The organism is Neptunicoccus cionae, assembly GCF_002860325.1.
GTDB lineage: Bacteria > Pseudomonadota > Alphaproteobacteria > Rhodobacterales > Rhodobacteraceae > Amylibacter > Amylibacter lutimaris.
In genome coordinates this window covers 79,609-96,645 of sequence record NZ_PKOJ01000008.1, presented here as the reverse complement: position 1 = coordinate 96,645, position 17,037 = coordinate 79,609, and the positions used below count along the sequence as shown (strand labels likewise).

The 17,037-nt window shown below is 55.7% G+C and carries 16 protein-coding genes and 1 tRNA gene; 7 read left to right on the top strand and 10 right to left on the bottom strand.

Going from position 1 to position 17,037, the window contains the following annotated elements:
* The 3 genes from C0U40_RS16985 to lptF are packed head-to-tail and all read right to left on the bottom strand — an operon-like array spanning nucleotide 1 to nucleotide 4,388.
* Nucleotides 1–2,178, bottom strand: a complete 2,178-nt coding sequence (locus tag C0U40_RS16985) for an LPS-assembly protein LptD (RefSeq protein WP_101657000.1) — start codon at nucleotides 2,176–2,178, stop codon at nucleotides 1–3.
* Nucleotides 2,179–2,181: 3 nt separating this feature from the next.
* Complete coding sequence (gene lptG / locus C0U40_RS16980; RefSeq protein ID WP_101656999.1) at nucleotides 2,182–3,282, bottom strand: LPS export ABC transporter permease LptG; 1,101 nt, start codon at nucleotides 3,280–3,282, stop codon at nucleotides 2,182–2,184.
* Nucleotides 3,279–4,388, bottom strand: a complete 1,110-nt coding sequence (gene lptF / locus C0U40_RS16975; RefSeq protein WP_101656998.1) for an LPS export ABC transporter permease LptF — start codon at nucleotides 4,386–4,388, stop codon at nucleotides 3,279–3,281. Before lptF ends, lptG begins: the two co-directional genes overlap by 4 nt.
* Nucleotides 4,389–4,520: 132 nt before the next feature.
* Between lptF and C0U40_RS16970 the strand changes: the two genes are divergently transcribed.
* A complete protein-coding gene (locus tag C0U40_RS16970; RefSeq protein ID WP_101656997.1) occupies nucleotides 4,521–5,996 on the top strand; it encodes a leucyl aminopeptidase in 1,476 nt (491 codons plus the stop codon).
* The gene (locus C0U40_RS16965) at nucleotides 5,989–6,456 is read left to right on the top strand and encodes a DNA polymerase III subunit chi (RefSeq protein WP_101656996.1); all 468 of its coding nucleotides are present in this window, start codon (nucleotides 5,989–5,991) and stop codon (nucleotides 6,454–6,456) included. Before C0U40_RS16970 ends, C0U40_RS16965 begins: the two co-directional genes overlap by 8 nt.
* Before the next feature lie 37 nt (nucleotides 6,457–6,493).
* Here C0U40_RS16965 and C0U40_RS16960 read toward each other — a convergent pair whose 3' ends face one another.
* Genes C0U40_RS16960 through C0U40_RS16950 form a run of 3 tightly spaced genes read right to left on the bottom strand, consistent with a single transcriptional unit; the run spans nucleotide 6,494 to nucleotide 9,557 of the window.
* Nucleotides 6,494–7,072 (bottom strand): retropepsin-like aspartic protease family protein, encoded by a 579-nt coding sequence (locus C0U40_RS16960; protein ID WP_101656995.1) that lies wholly within the window; start codon nucleotides 7,070–7,072, stop codon nucleotides 6,494–6,496.
* Nucleotides 7,069–7,686: a MarC family protein gene (locus C0U40_RS16955; RefSeq protein WP_101656994.1), complete on the bottom strand. Its 618-nt coding sequence runs from the start codon at nucleotides 7,684–7,686 to the stop codon at nucleotides 7,069–7,071. The genes C0U40_RS16960 and C0U40_RS16955 overlap by 4 nt, the downstream gene beginning before the upstream one ends.
* Complete coding sequence (locus C0U40_RS16950; RefSeq protein ID WP_101656993.1) at nucleotides 7,683–9,557, bottom strand: ABC-F family ATP-binding cassette domain-containing protein; 1,875 nt, start codon at nucleotides 9,555–9,557, stop codon at nucleotides 7,683–7,685. Before C0U40_RS16950 ends, C0U40_RS16955 begins: the two co-directional genes overlap by 4 nt.
* A gap of 115 nt (nucleotides 9,558–9,672) precedes the next feature.
* Here C0U40_RS16950 and ndk point away from each other — a divergent pair, with 115 nt between their 5' ends.
* Nucleotides 9,673–10,095 (top strand): nucleoside-diphosphate kinase, encoded by a 423-nt coding sequence (gene ndk / locus C0U40_RS16945; protein ID WP_069299463.1) that lies wholly within the window; start codon nucleotides 9,673–9,675, stop codon nucleotides 10,093–10,095.
* A 94-nt stretch (nucleotides 10,096–10,189) separates the two neighbouring features.
* Here ndk and C0U40_RS16940 read toward each other — a convergent pair whose 3' ends face one another.
* The 4 genes from C0U40_RS16940 to purM form a co-directional block, all read right to left on the bottom strand.
* A complete protein-coding gene (locus C0U40_RS16940) occupies nucleotides 10,190–11,707 on the bottom strand; it encodes a hypothetical protein (protein WP_101656992.1) in 1,518 nt (505 codons plus the stop codon).
* A gap of 10 nt (nucleotides 11,708–11,717) precedes the next feature.
* Nucleotides 11,718–12,122: a TadE/TadG family type IV pilus assembly protein gene (locus C0U40_RS16935; RefSeq protein WP_101656991.1), complete on the bottom strand. Its 405-nt coding sequence runs from the start codon at nucleotides 12,120–12,122 to the stop codon at nucleotides 11,718–11,720.
* A 317-nt stretch (nucleotides 12,123–12,439) separates the two neighbouring features.
* On the bottom strand, nucleotides 12,440–13,012 hold the full coding sequence (gene purN, locus C0U40_RS16930) for a phosphoribosylglycinamide formyltransferase (RefSeq protein ID WP_101656990.1): 573 nt from the start codon (nucleotides 13,010–13,012) through the stop codon (nucleotides 12,440–12,442).
* Nucleotides 13,012–14,055 carry a phosphoribosylformylglycinamidine cyclo-ligase gene (gene purM, locus C0U40_RS16925; RefSeq protein ID WP_101657134.1) on the bottom strand — a complete coding sequence of 348 codons (1,044 nt, stop codon included), beginning with the start codon at nucleotides 14,053–14,055 and terminating at the stop codon, nucleotides 13,012–13,014. The genes purN and purM overlap by 1 nt, the downstream gene beginning before the upstream one ends.
* 94 nt (nucleotides 14,056–14,149) lie before the next feature.
* On the opposite strand from purM, the gene C0U40_RS16920 reads away from it, so the two are divergent.
* The 4 genes from C0U40_RS16920 to C0U40_RS16905 all read left to right on the top strand — a co-directional run bounded on the left by C0U40_RS16920 (nucleotide 14,150) and on the right by C0U40_RS16905 (nucleotide 17,036).
* The gene (locus C0U40_RS16920; RefSeq protein ID WP_101656989.1) at nucleotides 14,150–15,049 is read left to right on the top strand and encodes a DMT family transporter; all 900 of its coding nucleotides are present in this window, start codon (nucleotides 14,150–14,152) and stop codon (nucleotides 15,047–15,049) included.
* 53 nt (nucleotides 15,050–15,102) lie between these two features.
* Nucleotides 15,103–15,179, top strand: a tRNA-Ile gene (locus tag C0U40_RS16915).
* 64 nt (nucleotides 15,180–15,243) lie between these two features.
* Nucleotides 15,244–16,179, top strand: coding sequence for a hypothetical protein (locus C0U40_RS16910; protein ID WP_101656988.1), 936 nt, complete (start codon nucleotides 15,244–15,246; stop codon nucleotides 16,177–16,179).
* Nucleotides 16,180–16,292: 113 nt separating this feature from the next.
* Nucleotides 16,293–17,036: a hypothetical protein gene (locus tag C0U40_RS16905; RefSeq protein ID WP_101656987.1), complete on the top strand. Its 744-nt coding sequence runs from the start codon at nucleotides 16,293–16,295 to the stop codon at nucleotides 17,034–17,036.
* Nucleotide 17,037: the final 1 nt, after the last annotated feature.

The following is a 17,037-nucleotide window of genomic DNA, read 5'->3' as shown; positions in this document are numbered from 1 at the left end:
CTACCCGCTTAAAGCTGCACATCTGCGTGCATATTTTGTGTTTCTCTTTTTATTGCCCAGTCCGGCCAGTTCCACGGTCAAGCCGACCTCACGTGTAGTGCTTACAGCATCATCCGTATCGTATTCAAGCGAGAGCGAAAGGTTCACTGCGACGCATTCGTTTTCGTATCGCACACCAAATTCACCGCTTGTCGCGTGGCCTGTTTCCAGATTCTGCCGCCATTCACCGGCGTAGGTCCAGTAATCATTCCGGCGATAGCTGAGTTCGAGCGAAGCTTCGTGGCTGCGATCGGAAGCACCTGCGACAACATCCTGCTCCAGATAGATATAGGTTGCCGCAGTCGAAAGACGGTCAAAATCCATCGCCAGTGTTGCTTCGTTTTTAGAAACGCTGAAATCGCTGTCAAAGAGGGTGCGATTGCTGAAATCAAAACGGTCCTGATAGGAAAGGGTAACGGCACTAACGTAGTCCGAATGGCGCCCGTCGAGTCCTGTGCCGGTGCCAAACTGGTTCAGGTCTTCAAGCCGGTAAACCCGTCCCACTGTCAGGCCGTAGGACCAACCCTCGGGATTGTATCGGGTGTAAGAAACACCGACATTGGCACGAAGACCCCGTTCTGAGTCATCAAAGCCCGGAAACCGGTTGTAGGAAAACAGGTTGGTTTCCTCAAAGTTCAACTGGACGCTGTCTTCATTCGGGTTGGCGCGGGCGTCTTTCGGGGACCAGACCAGTTGCACCCGCGGTTCGATGACATGGGTCACACTCCCGTTCTGGCGGGACAGCGGATAGCGCAGGTCTACGGCGGCGGTGGGGATGGTTTCAGACAGGGTGCCATCGTTGAAACCGGTAATGTTTTCGGTCAGGTAGGTGCTGGCAGCAACACCGGCGTAAGCCGAAACGATCAGGCCGTTGCGCAGGTACCAGTCGTTGCTCCACTCTGCCACCAGACCGGCACGCGCGAACCTGCTGTCGTCTTCGCGCAGCAGGGTAACCGATTGCGCCGTCAGGGCCAGTTTGCCGCCGAACCATGGATCACGCCATGTCTTGCGCCCGTAAATTTCCGGAAATACCAGCGGAATTTCCTGATCGATCTCATTCGTGCGCAAGCTTTGAATGTATGACGCGCTTACGCTGGCAAAGGAGTCCTTGCGGGTACGGCGCAGGGTCACAAAGGATGTCAGGCGATCTTCGTCCTCTTCTCCGATGCCGTAATCGTCGCGAAAGTCATTGTCAGACGCTACGTCGATCTGGAACTCCAGTTCGATCTCGTTGGGAAGCTGAAACAATCCGGTCGCCGTCAGGGACGAACGGGTGTCGTTGTCTTCCAGATCGTCGGCCAGTGTCAGGTAGGAATCAACTTCGAAATAGCCCCTCTTTACATATCGCCGGTACTCGGGGTTAAGGAGGAAAGCGCCCTTGGAATAGACCTGAGTGGTCACGGTCAGATCCGCATGTTCCCCAAGCGGCCAGTAATAGGGAATTTCCATCCCGTAGCCGAGTGTATTGGAACTGGAAAATTTAGGAACGAGCATCCCTTTGGCACGGTTTACGCCCGGTTCCGGCACGCGCAGGTTCGGGACATAGGCCACCGGTATCCCGATCACATCCAGTGTGGCATTTTCAAAGTAAAGCTGGCGGGCCTCTTCGTCGTGTATCACGCGACGGGAGCGGATTTTCCAGAATGGAACGGGATATTGCGAACAGACCTGACAGCTTGTCGCGACGACCTTGTCGAGCACTTTGAACGCGCCATCCTGTCGGTGCATCCTCTCACTGACAAGCTGCAACTGCTGTTGGATTAACAGTTCCGCCCCTTCGATCAGCCCGTTTTCCAGATCCGTATCCAGTTCAGCGCCGGCAGCACGCGTAATCACGTCCTTACCGTCGGTCAGGGTCATCCGGCCCGGTACTGACAGATGGCGGTTGCGCTGGTCATAGACCAACCGGTCGGTCGCCAGCACCTGTGTGCCGCGGAACACCTGCACATTGCCGGAGGCGGTCAGCACGCCGGTTGCAGGGTCGAAACTGACAGTGTCGGCTATCAGAGAAATCGGACGGGTTTCTTCGCTCGATGAAAGATTTTGCGGTTCTGCGGTTTGCGCTTTCACAGGTGAAACCCCCGTGAGGGCAAGAGGTGCGCTTGTGGCAAAAAGGAACAGCAATGCCCAACGTTTCATGACTTACCCGTCCTCAAATCTGAGGAACAACCCCACGGCAAACAAGTTAGCAGCAAGCGGAGGCGCCCAAGCCGCCGCGAAAACGGGAATCTCCCCCGCTTCTCCCAGAGTCATAGCAAGATTTTGTAGGAAGTAGAGTGAAAAACCACAAATTAACGCGATAAACACCGAGACTCCGAGGTTACCCATTCGCGCATTTTGCAAGGTGAATGCGGCGCCGATAATCATCATAGCCATAAGCATCAGGGGCCGCGCCAGTTCCATATTCAGATGTATACGGTGGGGCAGGGTCGAAAAACCGGCGTCGCCGATTGCGCGGATGGTACGCCATTTGTCCCACAAAGGCACAGCTTCCGGTTTGGGGTATCCTTCCAGAATTTGTTCCGGTGTGATGTCGGTTGGAAACCGCTTGATCTCGAAAACTTCAGACGTGCTTTCAGGGTTGGCTGTTGTGCGGTCCGTGCGCCAGTATTTACCATTCGTAAAGACCCACTCGCCCTCGCGCAGGATCGCGGTACGGGAATAGAGGCGGGACACAAGCTGCCCCTCTGCATCAAATTCCAGTGCTGTCGCCCCGCGCAGACTGGTACCGCGCGAATTGGCACTTTCGGCATGGATCACTGTGTGGCCATCCGCATCTTTCTGACGCAACCAGAAGCCGTCCTCGCTGAAGGAAACCGTTTTGGTGTTCGAGTTTGTGTAAGTTTCCCGAATACTGTCATGCTGGATCGCAAAAAACGCTGACAAAGGGTTTAGCACCAGCATCGCCGCAAGCCCCAATCCAAATGCGCTAAGGGACGGGGCTACCATCGCCTTCAGGGCTGACACCCCGACAGCGCGGGTTACGACAAATTCGTTCGAACGCGCCAGACCGACACAAAACGTCAGTCCGCCGAGCATCACGATGATGGGCATCGCTTGTAAAACCAGCTCGGGAGAACTGAAGGCTGCCAGCCACGCTGCCTGCCCGAAATCCACCCCGTGTTTTGAAAGCCCGCGAATGTTTTCAAGGGTCTCCAGTACAAAGATCAGCAAGGCCAGCACCGCAAAAACACGGACAAATGCCCCGAGAAACCGTTTTGCGAAATAGAAATACAGGGTCATGGCAGGCCTCTGTTGGGGAACAGAAGGCCACGCAGCCCTGATTTCCAAGGCGCCTGACCCATACGGATCATAAACAGCACCGCCAGAAATGCGACGAGCACAGGCGCGTAAAGTAAGGGCCAAGCTTGCGGTGTGGCCTCAACCAGTCCCTGAAACACACCACGGGCGGAATTGATCGCAACCATGAATACCACCCCTAGCGCAATGCGCAGGAAAAAACCGCTCCGGCTGAACCCCGCCGAGAGCAGGACAACCGCACCGAGTACGGGTACGATGATCGCGAGAAGGGACTTCACAAGTCGATCATGAAATTCCAGCATCGCATCCCCATTTTCAGAATCCGGCAAGTCCCAGCTATATTGTTCGCGCGCCGAAATCTTGCGGGCGCCGACCGTTTTGGCAAACTGGCTGAGGTCATAGCTCAGACTGTCAAACTGGATGGTGCTGAGGGTGCGCGCTTCCGGTTCGAACTGCTGGATTGATCCTTCAAACAACACCAGTTTCGGCTTGTTTTCCGAAGAGATCAGCTGTCCCGAGGCTGCTGTGTGGGTCACAATCACGGTCTCGTCGCGGCGGTCATTGATCAGCACATCCCGCAAGTTTCCCTCTGGCGTGGTCTCTCCGAAAAAGATCGTCACCCCATCCGCAGGGCTTGCAAATTCGCCAGCCACAATGAATTGCGTCAGGTACTCCTTGCTGATTTCGTATTGCCTGTCCTGAAAGGTCGAAAGGGACCAGGGTGTTGCTATATGTGTTAGAAGGCTCATCAGAAGAAAACACAAAAGGCCAAAGGCAAAGAACGGCGTCGTAGTGTTCGCCGGCCCGTGGCCGACGCCCATGAACACCACCAGTTCGGATTCCGAATACAATCGGTTGGTCAGGTATATCGCACAGGCAAATGCTGCGACAGGGACAACAGTTTCCAGAACTTTGGGCAAAAGATAGAGTGAAAGTTCCGCAAAAACGCCTCCCGATTGCCCGTTGCTGATGACGACATCCACAATGCGCAGCGCCTGGTTCAGCCATAAAATGCCGCCAAAGATCACCATGAAAAACAGAAACGGCCCCAACAACTGGCGCAGAACATACCTGTCTATCCGTTTCACCTTTGCAGACCTCTGGTTTCTCCAAGTCTACCTGACCTAACGCATTTTTTTCGGAGGCAACAGACGCAGGTGGTCAAATCGGCTGAAAAACGTTAAATCGGGGGAAAACACGCAAAATGAAAAGGGCGTTCAATGACTTCTCCCATCTCTCCTGACTTCGTGGAAACCGATCTGGACCGGATCGACAGCTTTGAGGGCAAAATTGTATGTTTTCTCACGCCCGCAGGCGGGCTGGACCCTCTGGCGCGGCGAGTGAACAAACTGGCCAGAGGCGTGCTGGCGCGGTTCTCCGAATCAGAAGCCTTTGAAAACATGAAGACAGGTGCGGTTCAGGTGATGGACTATCCTGCGAATATTGCTGCCAAGGCGATCGTGATCGTAAAGCTCGGGCGCAAGGCAGATGCCGAAGTGGCCCGTAAGGCCGGTGCCGATGCCGCAAAGGCCGTTGGCAAATCCGACGCCATGCTGCTGGCCGGTGCAAACCGTGCGGCAATTGACGTGGTGCAAGGCTATGTGCTGCGCGCTTACGATTTCAGCGACCACAAATCCGGTGAGAAAACCGAACAGGGCGGTCTGACAGTGCTGGCCAATAACGTAGAAGAAGCGAAATCGGCCTATGCAGCCCGTCAGGCGGCCAATGAAGGGGTCTTCATGACCCGCGATCTGGTTAATGAACCGGCCAATATCCTGACGACAACGGAATTTGCCAACCGTCTGACAGAAATGGAAGAAATCGGGTTGAAAGTGACCGTTCTGGAAGAAGCGGACATGGAAAAGCTGGGAATGCATGCGCTGCTTGGTGTGGGGCTTGGTTCTGTCAGCCCGTCGAAGCTGGTGGTTATGGAATGGACCGGCGGCGGGGATGAAAAACCTTTCGCGCTGGTGGGCAAGGGCGTTGTCTTTGACACCGGCGGGATCAGCCTGAAACCGGCTGCCGGCATGGAAGACATGACCATGGACATGGGTGGCGCGGGCGTTGTGGCGGGCGTGATGAAAACGCTGGCGCTGCGCAAGGCGAAAGCCAATGTTGTCGGTCTTGTCGGGTTGGTCGAGAACATGCCCGACGGCAAGGCGCAACGTCCGGGTGACGTTGTGACCTCCATGAAAGGCGACACCATCGAAGTGATCAACACCGATGCCGAAGGGCGTCTGGTTTTGGCAGATGTACTCTGGTACGCGCAAAAAACATACGAGCCTGTGGGGATGATCAACCTCGCCACGCTGACCGGTGCGATTATCATCGGGCTTGGACATGAAAACGCGGGTGTGTTTTCCAACAACGACGATTTGTGCAACCGCTTCCTCAAAGCCGCCAAGGCCGAATCCGAAGGCGCTTGGCGGATGCCGCTCGGCGATGCCTATGACCAGTTGATCAAATCCCGCATTGCCGACATCAAAAACACCGGCGGCCGTGCGGCAGGTTCCATCACTGCAGGACAGTTCCTGCAACGTTTTGTAGAACCGGATATGCCGTGGATTCACCTCGATATTGCCGGTGTGGCCTCGGTCAAGTCCGCCACGGACCTTGCCCCTGCGGGTGCAACAGGCTGGGGCGTTCGCGCGCTCGACCGTCTGATTGCCGATAACTACGAACAGGTCGATGGCTGAGGTTTTCTTCTATCACCTGACTCGATCCCGGCTGGAACAGGCGCTGCCTGACCTGCTGGAAAAAGTGCGTGCCAAACCCTGGCGCGCACTGGTGCGGGGCAGGGAGGATAGCAAGCTGAACCAACTGGATGCCGCACTCTGGCAATACCGTGAGGACGCCTTTCTGCCCCACGGCATTGCTGGCGGCCCCCATGACGCAGAACAGCCGATCCTGCTGACGCTGTCTGATGATAACCCCAACAACGCCGAAATCTTGTTGCTGACAGACGGGGCAAAAACCACCCCCGAAGAAGTCGCCCGCTATGCCCGCGTCTGCCTGATGTTTGATGGCAATAATTCCGATGAACTGACCGCCGCGCGGGAAGATTGGAAAACCCTCACCGCCGCGGGGATCGCGGCGCAATACTGGGCACAGGAAGACGGACGCTGGACCAAGAAGGCAGAAAAAGCGGGAAGCTAACTCCGGCCCGCTTCAATGTTCCAGAAATACTCATGACTCAAGGCCGCAGGATCAATTTGTCCCCGCGCATGGAGATCTCTGAAAACCGGTTGAGGTAGGTCATTCCCAGAAGTGACCCGTTCATTTCTCCGCCATTAACCGAGGCCCGAACATCATAATCTACCAGATCCCCGAGCGCGACGCGGTCAAGTACAGTGGAGGCTGTTTCGACCACGCCATTTGCGGTGTTTGCCCGCCCCAAATAGCTGAGACTGTCCGGGTCAATACCGACTTTGATCGCGTCCTGACGGCTCAGAACGATTGAAGTCGCGCCTGTATCTACCACAAATGGAACGGTTTTTCCGTTCACTTCCAGCGCAAGGTAGAAGTGTCCGTCCCGTGCGCGCTGCACGACATAGCCGTCACTGCTCATCGTTGCACGGGATGGCATAATCTGCTGTTTCAACGTGTCCGAAAACCCGTAGGCGATGATCACGCCAACAAAAATCAGTCCCCAGATCGCGGCTTGTTGCAGGCTTTTGCCCAGCTTCTGGCGGTAGCCGAACAGGAAACCGCTGCCAATAAACAGCAACAGCAAGGTCAGATAGAAGAAATAGGCCTTCTCGTCACCGCTCATATCACGCCCAATCCGTGCATGCCGTCCACAACGAATTGCACCGCCAGCGCTGCCAGTAACATGCCCAGCAGCCGCGTCACCACGTTGATGCCGACTTTGCCAAGCAGGCGTTCGACAGGGCCCGCCAGAAAGAACAGCGCCAGAACAAGGGCCAGTACCAGAAACAACGCGCCAAGGGTGATCGACAGTGCCTGCACGCGGTCGGTCCCGCCCCCCGCCAGCAGGATCACCGCCGCGATGGAACCCGGCCCCGCAATCAGCGGTGTGGCCAGCGGAAAGACCGAAGGATCGGGCCGGTCAGAGGCTTCGGTCTGGTTGCCCCGCCGCTCTGCGCGTTTCTCAAACAACATGTCCACCGCTGTCATAAACAGCAAAACACCCCCCGCGATGCGGAACGCAGGCATGCCGATGCCAATCCCTTGCAGGATCTGATCACCGGCAAAGGCGAACAGCAACAGCACAAACAGCGAAATTCCGGTAGAGCGCAGGGCAATGCCACGGCGTTCGGTTTTCGTATGCTCGCTTGTCAGCGCGATGTAGAACGGCAGCAGGCCGATCGGGTCGATAACGAGGAAAATCGTAACGAAAGCAGTGACAAACAGATCAAACGTCATTGGCTCTTTGCAAGCTCCAGTTCTTCGGACGCGGCCATCCACAGTTCTTCGGCCCGCTTCAGACCGTCATTAATTTCGCGGGCTTTGCCCTGTAATAACATCAGTTTGTCGCGGTAAACAGGGGTGTATAGATCGGGGTCGGCCAGCCGGTCCTCAATTTTGGCTTTCAACTCTTCCAGCTTGGCGACACGGGCTTCGCATTTGGACACTTCCGCCTGCAAGGGCGCAATCGCCTTGCGCTGCTCGGCAGCAGGCTTGCGTTTCTCGCGGGGTTTCTTCTTTTCAGGTGCCGCAGCAACACCGCCGCCGCCCCGCTCGCTCAGCAGCAGTTTCTGATAGGCATCCAGATCCTCATTGAAGGGTTTGACGCTGCCATCTTTCACCAGCCACAGACGATCCGCCACCATGCCCACCAGATGGGGGTCGTGGCTGACAAGGATCACCGCACCGTCATAATCCATCAAGGCGCGCACCAGTGCCTCGCGGCTTTCGATATCAAGGTGGTTTGTCGGCTCGTCAAGTATCACCAGATGGGGCGCATCAAGTGTGGCCAGCAGCATCGACAGCCGCGCTTTCTGGCCACCGGACAGTTTGCCCACCAGCGTTTCGGCCTGTTCCGGCCCGACGCCCCCCTGTGCCAGCCGCGAGCGCAGCTTGGCAGGTGGCATTTCGGGACGTTCGCGGGCCAGATGTTGCAGCGGGGTTTCGTCCAGATGCAATTCGTCCACCTGATGCTGGGCAAAATAACCGATGCGCAGTTTGGAAGAGGCGATCACCTCTCCTTTTTGGGGCACCAGCCGGTTGGCAAACAGTTTGGACAGGGTGGATTTACCCTGACCGTTCGCCCCGAGCAGCGCGATCCGGTCGTCCTGATCAATCCGCAGGTTCAGGTTGCGCAGGATCGTGACATCGTCATAGCCCACGTCCACTCCGTCCAGTTTCATGATCGGTGGCGAAAGCTGTTCGGGAGAGGGGAAGTTGAACGAGGCCACGTTGTTTTCCGTGGCGGCCGCAATGGGTTCCATCCGCTCCAGCATTTTCAGACGGGACTGGGCCTGTTTTGCTTTGGATGCCTTGGCGCGGAAACGGTCTACAAAACTTTGCATATGGGCACGTTCTGCCGCCTGTTTCTTGGCCGCTGCCGCCAGTTCCGCCAGTTTTGCACGACGCACCGCATCGAACGTGTCGTAATTTCCCTGATAGAGCGTCAGTTTCTGATCCATCAGGTGCAGGATCGAATTGACCGAGCGGTTCAGCAACTGGCGGTCGTGAGAGATCACCAGCACCGTATGGGGGTATTTCGCCAAATACCCTTCAAGCCAGAGCGTGCCTTCAAGATCCAGATAGTTGGTCGGTTCATCCAGCAAAAGCACATCGGGTTCAGAGAAAAGCACCGCCGCGAGCGCAACGCGCATCCGCCAGCCACCGGAAAAATCGGCGCAGGGGCGGGCTTGGGCCTCTTTGTCAAATCCCAGACCGTGCAGAATGGCAGCGGCGCGGGCCTCGGCGGAATAGGCGTCAATATCGCCCAGCCGCGCATGGACCTCGGCAATGCGTACCGGATCATCGGTGGTCTCGGCTTCCTCCAGCAGGGCGGCCCGTTCCGTATCGGCCATCAGGACCGTATCAAGCAGGCTGTCGTCACTGGCGGGCGCTTCCTGTGCGACGCCGCCGATACGGGCTCCGCGGGGAATTTCAACGGTCCCCCCGTCCATCGCCAGTTTGCCGGTGATCAGGTGGAACAGCGTCGTCTTGCCCGTCCCGTTGCGTCCGACAAAGCCCACCTTGTGGCCGGTCGGAATCGTTGCGGAAGCACCATCAAATAAAGGACGGCCCGAAATCGAATAGGATATATCTGTCAGCTTTAGCATGCCTCGCAATGCCCCAGTGGCCCGATACTGTCAACAGGGGCTGAATGGGTGCTTTCCAATAAGGATGTTCCATGCTATCGCACCGCCAAATTCACCAACCCAAAGGACAGTCAAAATGGCTCTCGAACGTACTTTCTCCATCGTCAAACCAGACGCAACAAAACGCAACCTGACAGGCAAAATCTGTGCCATGCTGGAAGACGGCGGCCTGCGCATCATCGCGCAAAAGCGCATTCAACTGACACTGGCTCAGGCTCAGGCGTTTTACGCTGTCCACAAAGAGCGTCCTTTCTACGACGAATTGTGCGAATTCATGGTTTCCGAGCCGATCGTTGTTCAGGTTCTGGAAGGTGAAAACGCCATCCTGCGCAACCGTGAAATCATGGGCGCAACAAACCCTGCCGATGCTGACGAAGGTACAATCCGCAAAACTTTCGCTCTGTCCTTGGGTGAAAACTCCATCCACGGGTCCGATGCCCCTGAAACAGCCGCTGAAGAAATCGCGTATTTCTTCTCCGGTCTGGAACTGGTTGGCTAAGCCGGCATTTTGATCGGCGGGCGGGATCATCCCGCCCCAAAGGAAAAGGGCCCTCAAGGGCCCTTTTTTTGTGCTGTTACGCTAACGGGTTCTCTCAGTCGGCTGTGACATGGCGGATCACGCCCATGACCGGTGCGACTTCAGAACTGGAATTGCCGCAGCTATAATAGTTGTGATGGGTTGTGATATCTACATCGCCAGAGGTGTGAATCCCTACACCGTAGTGATCCGAATTACCCGACCCGCCCGAAGCAAGGTGGATGGCACCGTCAATAACCAGCGTCAGATTGGTGGCCAGAAACTTTGCAGCCATATGCACATCGGCATTGGTCATCACTGTCACACGGTCAAGCGGGTCACAGGAATAATTCGACGCGCCGATTGTGGTGCCGGAAGATCCGGAGATGCCACTATCGCTGGTCGACAGGATAAGGGTCCCTAGCAGGTCGGCTTCACTGCTGAAGTTTATCGGGCAATCTGTGATGACCGCCAGATCCTTCAAGGGCGCATTGGAGAAGTCGAGTGACGAAACCGATTCAACTTCGCCATCCGCACTGTTCTTGTTTTTTCCGTTGCCATTGCCATTGCCGTTACCGTTGCCATTACCATTTCCGTTCCCGTTGCTGGTACTTGCCGTGGCAGGTACTGCGCAACTTACGCTATAGGTCAGGCCCTCGGGTATATCTTCCATCAGGGAAAACTCCGTTGCGGAGATTTCGACAACAGATCCACGTTCCAGATAAGTGGTTTCGTAATCCAGTTCGCTGAGCGATGAGAGATCCCTGTCCAAGGCGCGTCCTTCGAAGAATGCCTCCTTGATAGAGCTGTCGCCGGAGTCAAGAAATGACAGTTCCGTCCGTTCGATCCAGTCCGCAATATCAGGCATGATGTATTTGGTTTCGTAAGCCGCCTCAACGATTCCGGGATTTTTGTCGTTATCGTCGCATTTCGCACAAAGGGTAAGGTCGGGCATGGTGACATAGGCGCCATCGTCAAACACATTGTGGTTTGACATCGTCACATAATCGTTGCTGTGCAGGCAGACGCCTTCTCCGAACCCGTTATGGGACCGCAACTGGATGTTGCCTTGTGCAAACAGCCCTTCGGTATTGCTGCACCGCTGGGTGCCCGCCATAGCAGTGGCGGCAGAAGCGGAGAAGGTCCATTCCTCCAGCCCGACCCAGTTCAGCAGGAAGGTCGAAACACCGTTTTTGGTGGATTCATCGCGCCTTAGCGTAACACCGACCGCATTTGCCATGCCGGAGTCGCTCCAGGTGGAATCTTTGGCATTGTAGTTGGCTACCACAATATCAGAGGCGGAGTTCGCAATTACAGGGCCGAAGACGTCGCTGGGATAGTTCTGCTGGACCGATGCAATCGCCGCAGCCCGCGCATCCCCTTCGGAGCCGGTATTCATCAGCGCGACCAGCCCCGCATGAGAAGCCGCTTCCGCAGTGACGGTCAGGTGTTCCTTGGCGTTGCGGGCGTTGCTTACGTCGATAGCAAAGCCGCTTCCGGCAGCCAGAACGGCGAACCATGCAAGGTTCCAGCCGGTCGCGCCGCCGTCTTCATCGCAAAGGAAATCGGAAATCTGGTTTTTCAGATAAGGCATGGGTCTCTCCTTAAATAGGTTCGAGCGCATAGGTCACTACGGCGGAAATTTCAGTTCCCTGAAGGATTTTGAAAATGCCGAATGATGCGATGGTGTCAGCCTGGCCAAACAAGCGCACAGTCACGTCATTTGAAGTAATTTCCACTTCGGTTTCAGGTTCGACACCGGAATAGGTGGCCATCTTCTTCGCGTAGGCCTCGGCCTCGCTTTCTGTCATGGCATGGCGGGCAACTTGTCGGGCGGTATCCCGTGCTACACCCCAGTAGTTTGTTTTATATGCAAAAATTGTGCCCACATCGACAGCCCCTGTCATCAGGGCAACAAAGACCGGAACCCAGAGCATGAATTCTACGCTTACCCCGCCGTCTTCGTTGTGACGGGTTCTTCTTATCAATTTGGAAAAGCTTGAACGCATGTCGAACTTCCCTTCTGGCTAATGTTTTGGCTGCCCCTAATTTGGCGGGCAAATGCGGTCAGAAAAGGGAATAGGTGTGGCTGATGATTATTAATTACATTGTTTAGTAACTTTTTAAGATTTTGTTTTTTAACGAATATTTTAATGCTTGCGTCAGGTCGCCTTAGGGTTGTGCGGATTGTGGTGGGAATGTCCGAGCATTGTCATAATTCTTGCACATTCTCGGAACGGCGAATCCGGAGTATTTCGCATGTGGAAACAGTCTGCGGCGTAACGTGATTCACTGTTTCCACAGTGGTCCCAAACTGGCGGAGTTCTCATTCGAGCTCGCCAATTAATTTGCGCAGGGCGGCGGGATAGAGCTTGTGCTCTTCCACAAGAACGCGCGCTGCGAGATCACTGGCTGTATCACCGTCAAGGATCGGGACGCTTGCCTGTCCCAGAATCGGGCCATCGTCCAGCGCGGCTGTGACCAGATGCACAGAACAGCCGCCTTCTGTATCGCCTGCATCAAGGGCGCGCTGGTGGGTGTGCAGCCCTTTGTATTTCGGTAGCAGGGAAGGATGGATGTTCAACATCCGGTTTTCCCATTGCGCGGTAAACTCGGGGGTCAGAACCCGCATGAACCCTGCCAGACAGATAACGTCCGGTTTGTATGCGTCCAGAACCTTGGAGATTTCAGCTTCAAAACCGGCGCGGTCACTGTAATCGCGGTGATCTACGGCGGCGGTGGGAACACCGCGCGCGGCTGCTTTGGCCAGACCACCGGCTTTCGCGGAATTGGCCAGTACCAGAACAGGTTGTGCCCCGAAAGACGGATCTTCCATCGCATCCAAGAGCGACAGCATGTTGGAGCCGCCGCCCGAGATGAAAATGGCAACCCGCTTCATCAGAGCGAACCGGAGTAGGAGACCCCACTGCCAGCAACTACCTTACCGATGGTCATCGCCTCGACGCCTTCACCTTTCAGTGCATCCAGAACGTCCTGCGCCTGATCCGCAGCGGCGATGGCAATCATGCCCAGACCGCAGTTGAAGGTTTTCAGGGCTTCGGCCTGATCCAGACCGGCGCCCTTGATCAGCCAGTCAAAGACGGGCAGGCGGGTCCATGCATCAAGGTCGATTTCAGCCCCCAGACCTTCCGGCAGGGCGCGGGGCAGGTTTTCTGTCAGACCGCCGCCTGTAACGTGGGCCAGACCGTGCAGCCCGCCGGTTTCCAGCGCGGCTACCGCAGGGCGGACATAGATTTTGGTTGGTTCCAGCAGGGCTTCACCCAAAGTGCCTTCTCCGAAGGGGCAGGGTGCATCCCAGCCAAGGCCGGAGTTTTCAACGATCTTGCGCACCAGTGAATACCCGTTGGAGTGAACCCCGCTTGACGGCATTCCGATCAGCACATCACCTTCGGAGACATTTGCGGGCAGCATTGCGCCTCGTTCCATCGCGCCGACCGAGAAACCGGCCAGATCGAAATCATCCGCTTCATACATGCCGGGCATTTCGGCAGTTTCCCCGCCCACCAGCGCAGTGTTGGCCTGACGGCAGCCCTCGGCGATGCCCTCGATCACTTTGGCAGCACTGTCTACATCCAGTTTTCCGGTGGCGAAGTAATCAAGGAAGAACAGGGGAACAGCACCCTGACAGATAAGATCATTGACGCACATAGCCACCAGATCAATGCCGACCGTGCCAACATGGCCTGTATCAATCGCGATGCGTAACTTGGTGCCAACCCCGTCTGTCGCGCTGACCAGAACCGGATCGTTGAATCCCGCAGCTTTCAGGTCGAACATCGCGCCAAAGCCGCCAAGCCCGTCCATAACGCCGGGGCGTTTGGTGCTGCTTGCAGCGGGTTTGATGCGATCTACCAGTGCGTTACCGGCATCAATATCCACACCGGCATCGGCATAGGTCAGGCTGTTCTTGCGATCGTTCATGTGGGCCTCCAGAATCTCTTGCATCCCTGTAACGTAAGGGCGCTTGGTTGAAAACAGCCATTGCGCCGCGGCGGGACTGGAATAGAGTGCCGCCATGACTCAAGATCGCCCCCTCCTTGGCATAGCCTTCATGACCGGCTTTTGCATTCTGGCCCCTGTCGGGGATTCGATTGCAAAGATTCTCGGGGATTCGGTGCCTCTCGTACAACTGCTACTGGTACGATTTGTTGCGCAGGCAGTGCTGCTCTGGCCGATAATCTGGTTTACCCGAATGCCGGTAAGACTACCGAGACGGTTCTTCTGGTTGATGGTGTTGCGCACGATTCTGCATATTTTGGGGATCGGTGCGATGTTTACATCCCTGCGGTATCTGCCACTGGCTGATGCCATTGCGATTGCATTCGTAATGCCTTTTATCATGCTACTTTTGGGGAAATTTGTATTGAACGAAGAAGTTGGCCCTCACCGGCTGGCGGCTTGCTTCGTCGGTTTCTTGGGGACGTTGCTGGTGATCCAGCCAAGTTTCGCCGCAGTGGGCTGGCCGGCCTTGCTGCCTTTAGGGGTTGCAGTAAATTTTGCTTTGTTTGTTCTGGTAACGCGGCAGGTTGCCAAAGACGTGGACGCCATGAACCTGCAAGCACAATCCGGCGTGATTGCCACTGTTCTATTGCTGGGGGTTCTTCTGGCTTTCTCGGGGAGCGAACTGAACATGTTCGCTGTGATCAGCCCAAACAACTATGAATGGGGACTTCTGGTCGCGATTGGTGTGCTCGGTACCGTGGCCCATCTGCTGATGACATGGTCGTTAAGGTTTGCGCCATCCGCCACGCTTGCACCCATGCAGTATCTTGAGATCCCAATGGCGACGATTGTGGGCTATCTGATCTTTAAGGACTTTCCCAACCCGCTGGCCAGTCTTGGAATCTGCATCACCATCGGGGCTGGGTTGTACGTGATCTTCCGGGAGCAGCAATTGTACCGGAAAGGCGCCTGAAAGATGCTTGACCCTGACGCAGCCCTTGGGTATCGCTTTGCCCACCCTTACGGGGGCCTGTAGCTCAGTTGGTTAGAGCAGAGCGCTCATAACGCTTTGGTCGTAGGTTCGAGTCCTACCGGGCCTACCAATTTGCCTAAAATTCGTGCATAGTCTTCTCTTGGCTTGGAAAAACGCCAAATAGGGGGGATTGTATGATAGCAACGCGGCTCAAGAAACTTGCGCTTACACTAAAGTTGCGGTGGCAGCTCTGTTCCAGACTGGGCCTGTTCGCGGTGAGGGGGGTGCGGGTCAGAAAGATCGAAGACCGATCTGTTGTTGCTACTGGCGCCTATAAAGGTCAGCGAGTCGTCTACAAACAATATCCGCAGGAAAATGCAGTTGGCCGCGCAAAACGGGCCTGCACAGAGTTGCAGTTTCTGGAAAAGAACCTGCCGGCCCCGTATTTCGTGAACGGATGCATTGATACAGTGCCTGATCTGGGGGTTGTGATCCTGAAGTGGGTTGACGGTGAAACTGTACGCCACCTTTACAACGAAGCGGACGCGCCGGAACGCGAGGCCATCGTCTTGCAGGTCGCCGGCTGGCTGAAAGCCTGTGCTGACCTGCGGAAAAAGGAAAAGCCTTTGAAGGCCGCCCATCTTGTGGCGCGTCTTGATGTTTCGGATAACGAAACCCTGAGCGGCGAGGAGCGTTCCCTTCTGGAGGCCATGCTGGCAGAAATGGAAGCGCTGGCAGAAAGTATCGAGGCCAAGCCGGTAATCTATACGAGTGGCCATGATGACATGACGCTGGTTAACCTGAAAATCTGGAACGGCGGCCTTTATGCTATTGATATCAACAAAGAGCGCTGGCTTCCCTTGATGCGCATGGCGGCCCGTTTTCTGGTAATGAAGGATTTCTTCACGCCCCCGGACGGGCAGGAACTGTTTCACGGTTTGCCAGCCAAAGAGGCGCGAATGTTCCTGAAGGCTGCTGGTGTTGCCTTGCGGCAAAAGCGCGTGGTCCGGTACTTCATCGCAGAACAGATGGTCCGCGTTTACGTGGCCCGCGAAACCGAAGCGGAAAAGCAGGAATACGCCCGCAACCGGATGCGCGCATTTCTGGAAAAACAGTCCGAAACAGCTTGAAAGGAATACCTTGCCGGTGCTGTGCAAACCTGTTTCAAGGAGAGGATACAGTATTCAAAAATGCAGGACAGATCCCAAGCCGGTCCGTTCCAGCAAAAATAACAGGATAGTTTATGCTCGATTACGGTTCGTTTTGTTATCTCGATGTCCAGAAGACCGGATCGAGTTTTGTCGTCGATTTTTTGAAGCGCCATGTTGCAGGCGAACCGGTCAAGTTCTTCAAACACCGTCGTGTATCCTTTAAGAGGGCCAAACAGGATGGCGAGACGTTTTATTTCATTACGGCGCGCGATCCGCTCGATCAGTATAAAAGCCTGTATCACTTCGGCCTGACCAAACCCAACAGCCCGATCCGCCGCCGTCTGGACGCACATTTCAGCGGCGGGGACAGCCTTTATGCCGAAGGCGCTGCCGGGTTTCACAACTGGCTGGAATTTATGCTCGATCCGCAGAATGCCCGTTTTTATGAAGCGCCTTATGCCGAAACCCATGCGGATATGTTCGGCTATATGACCCATCGCTTTCTAACCCTTGGCTTGCCCGGTAAGCACAAAGAACTGAACGCGTTCAAGGATCGCGAACAGGTGCTCCGGCGCTACAAGAACAAGGGGTTGCCCAAAGCGGTGATCCGCAATGAAAGCCTGAATGCGGATCTCGCAGCGTTGATCAAGTCCGAACTTGGTCCGAACCTGCTGGATGCGGAAGCAGCGGTAAACGAGTTGATGACCTCTGACACCCGTATCAATGCCTCAAACCGTGACGACGCCAAAGACGACCTGTCCGATGATCTGCTGCGGGCGGTGCAGGATCGCGAATGGTTCCTGTTCCAGCAGCTTGGCTATCCGGCTTACGTTTAAA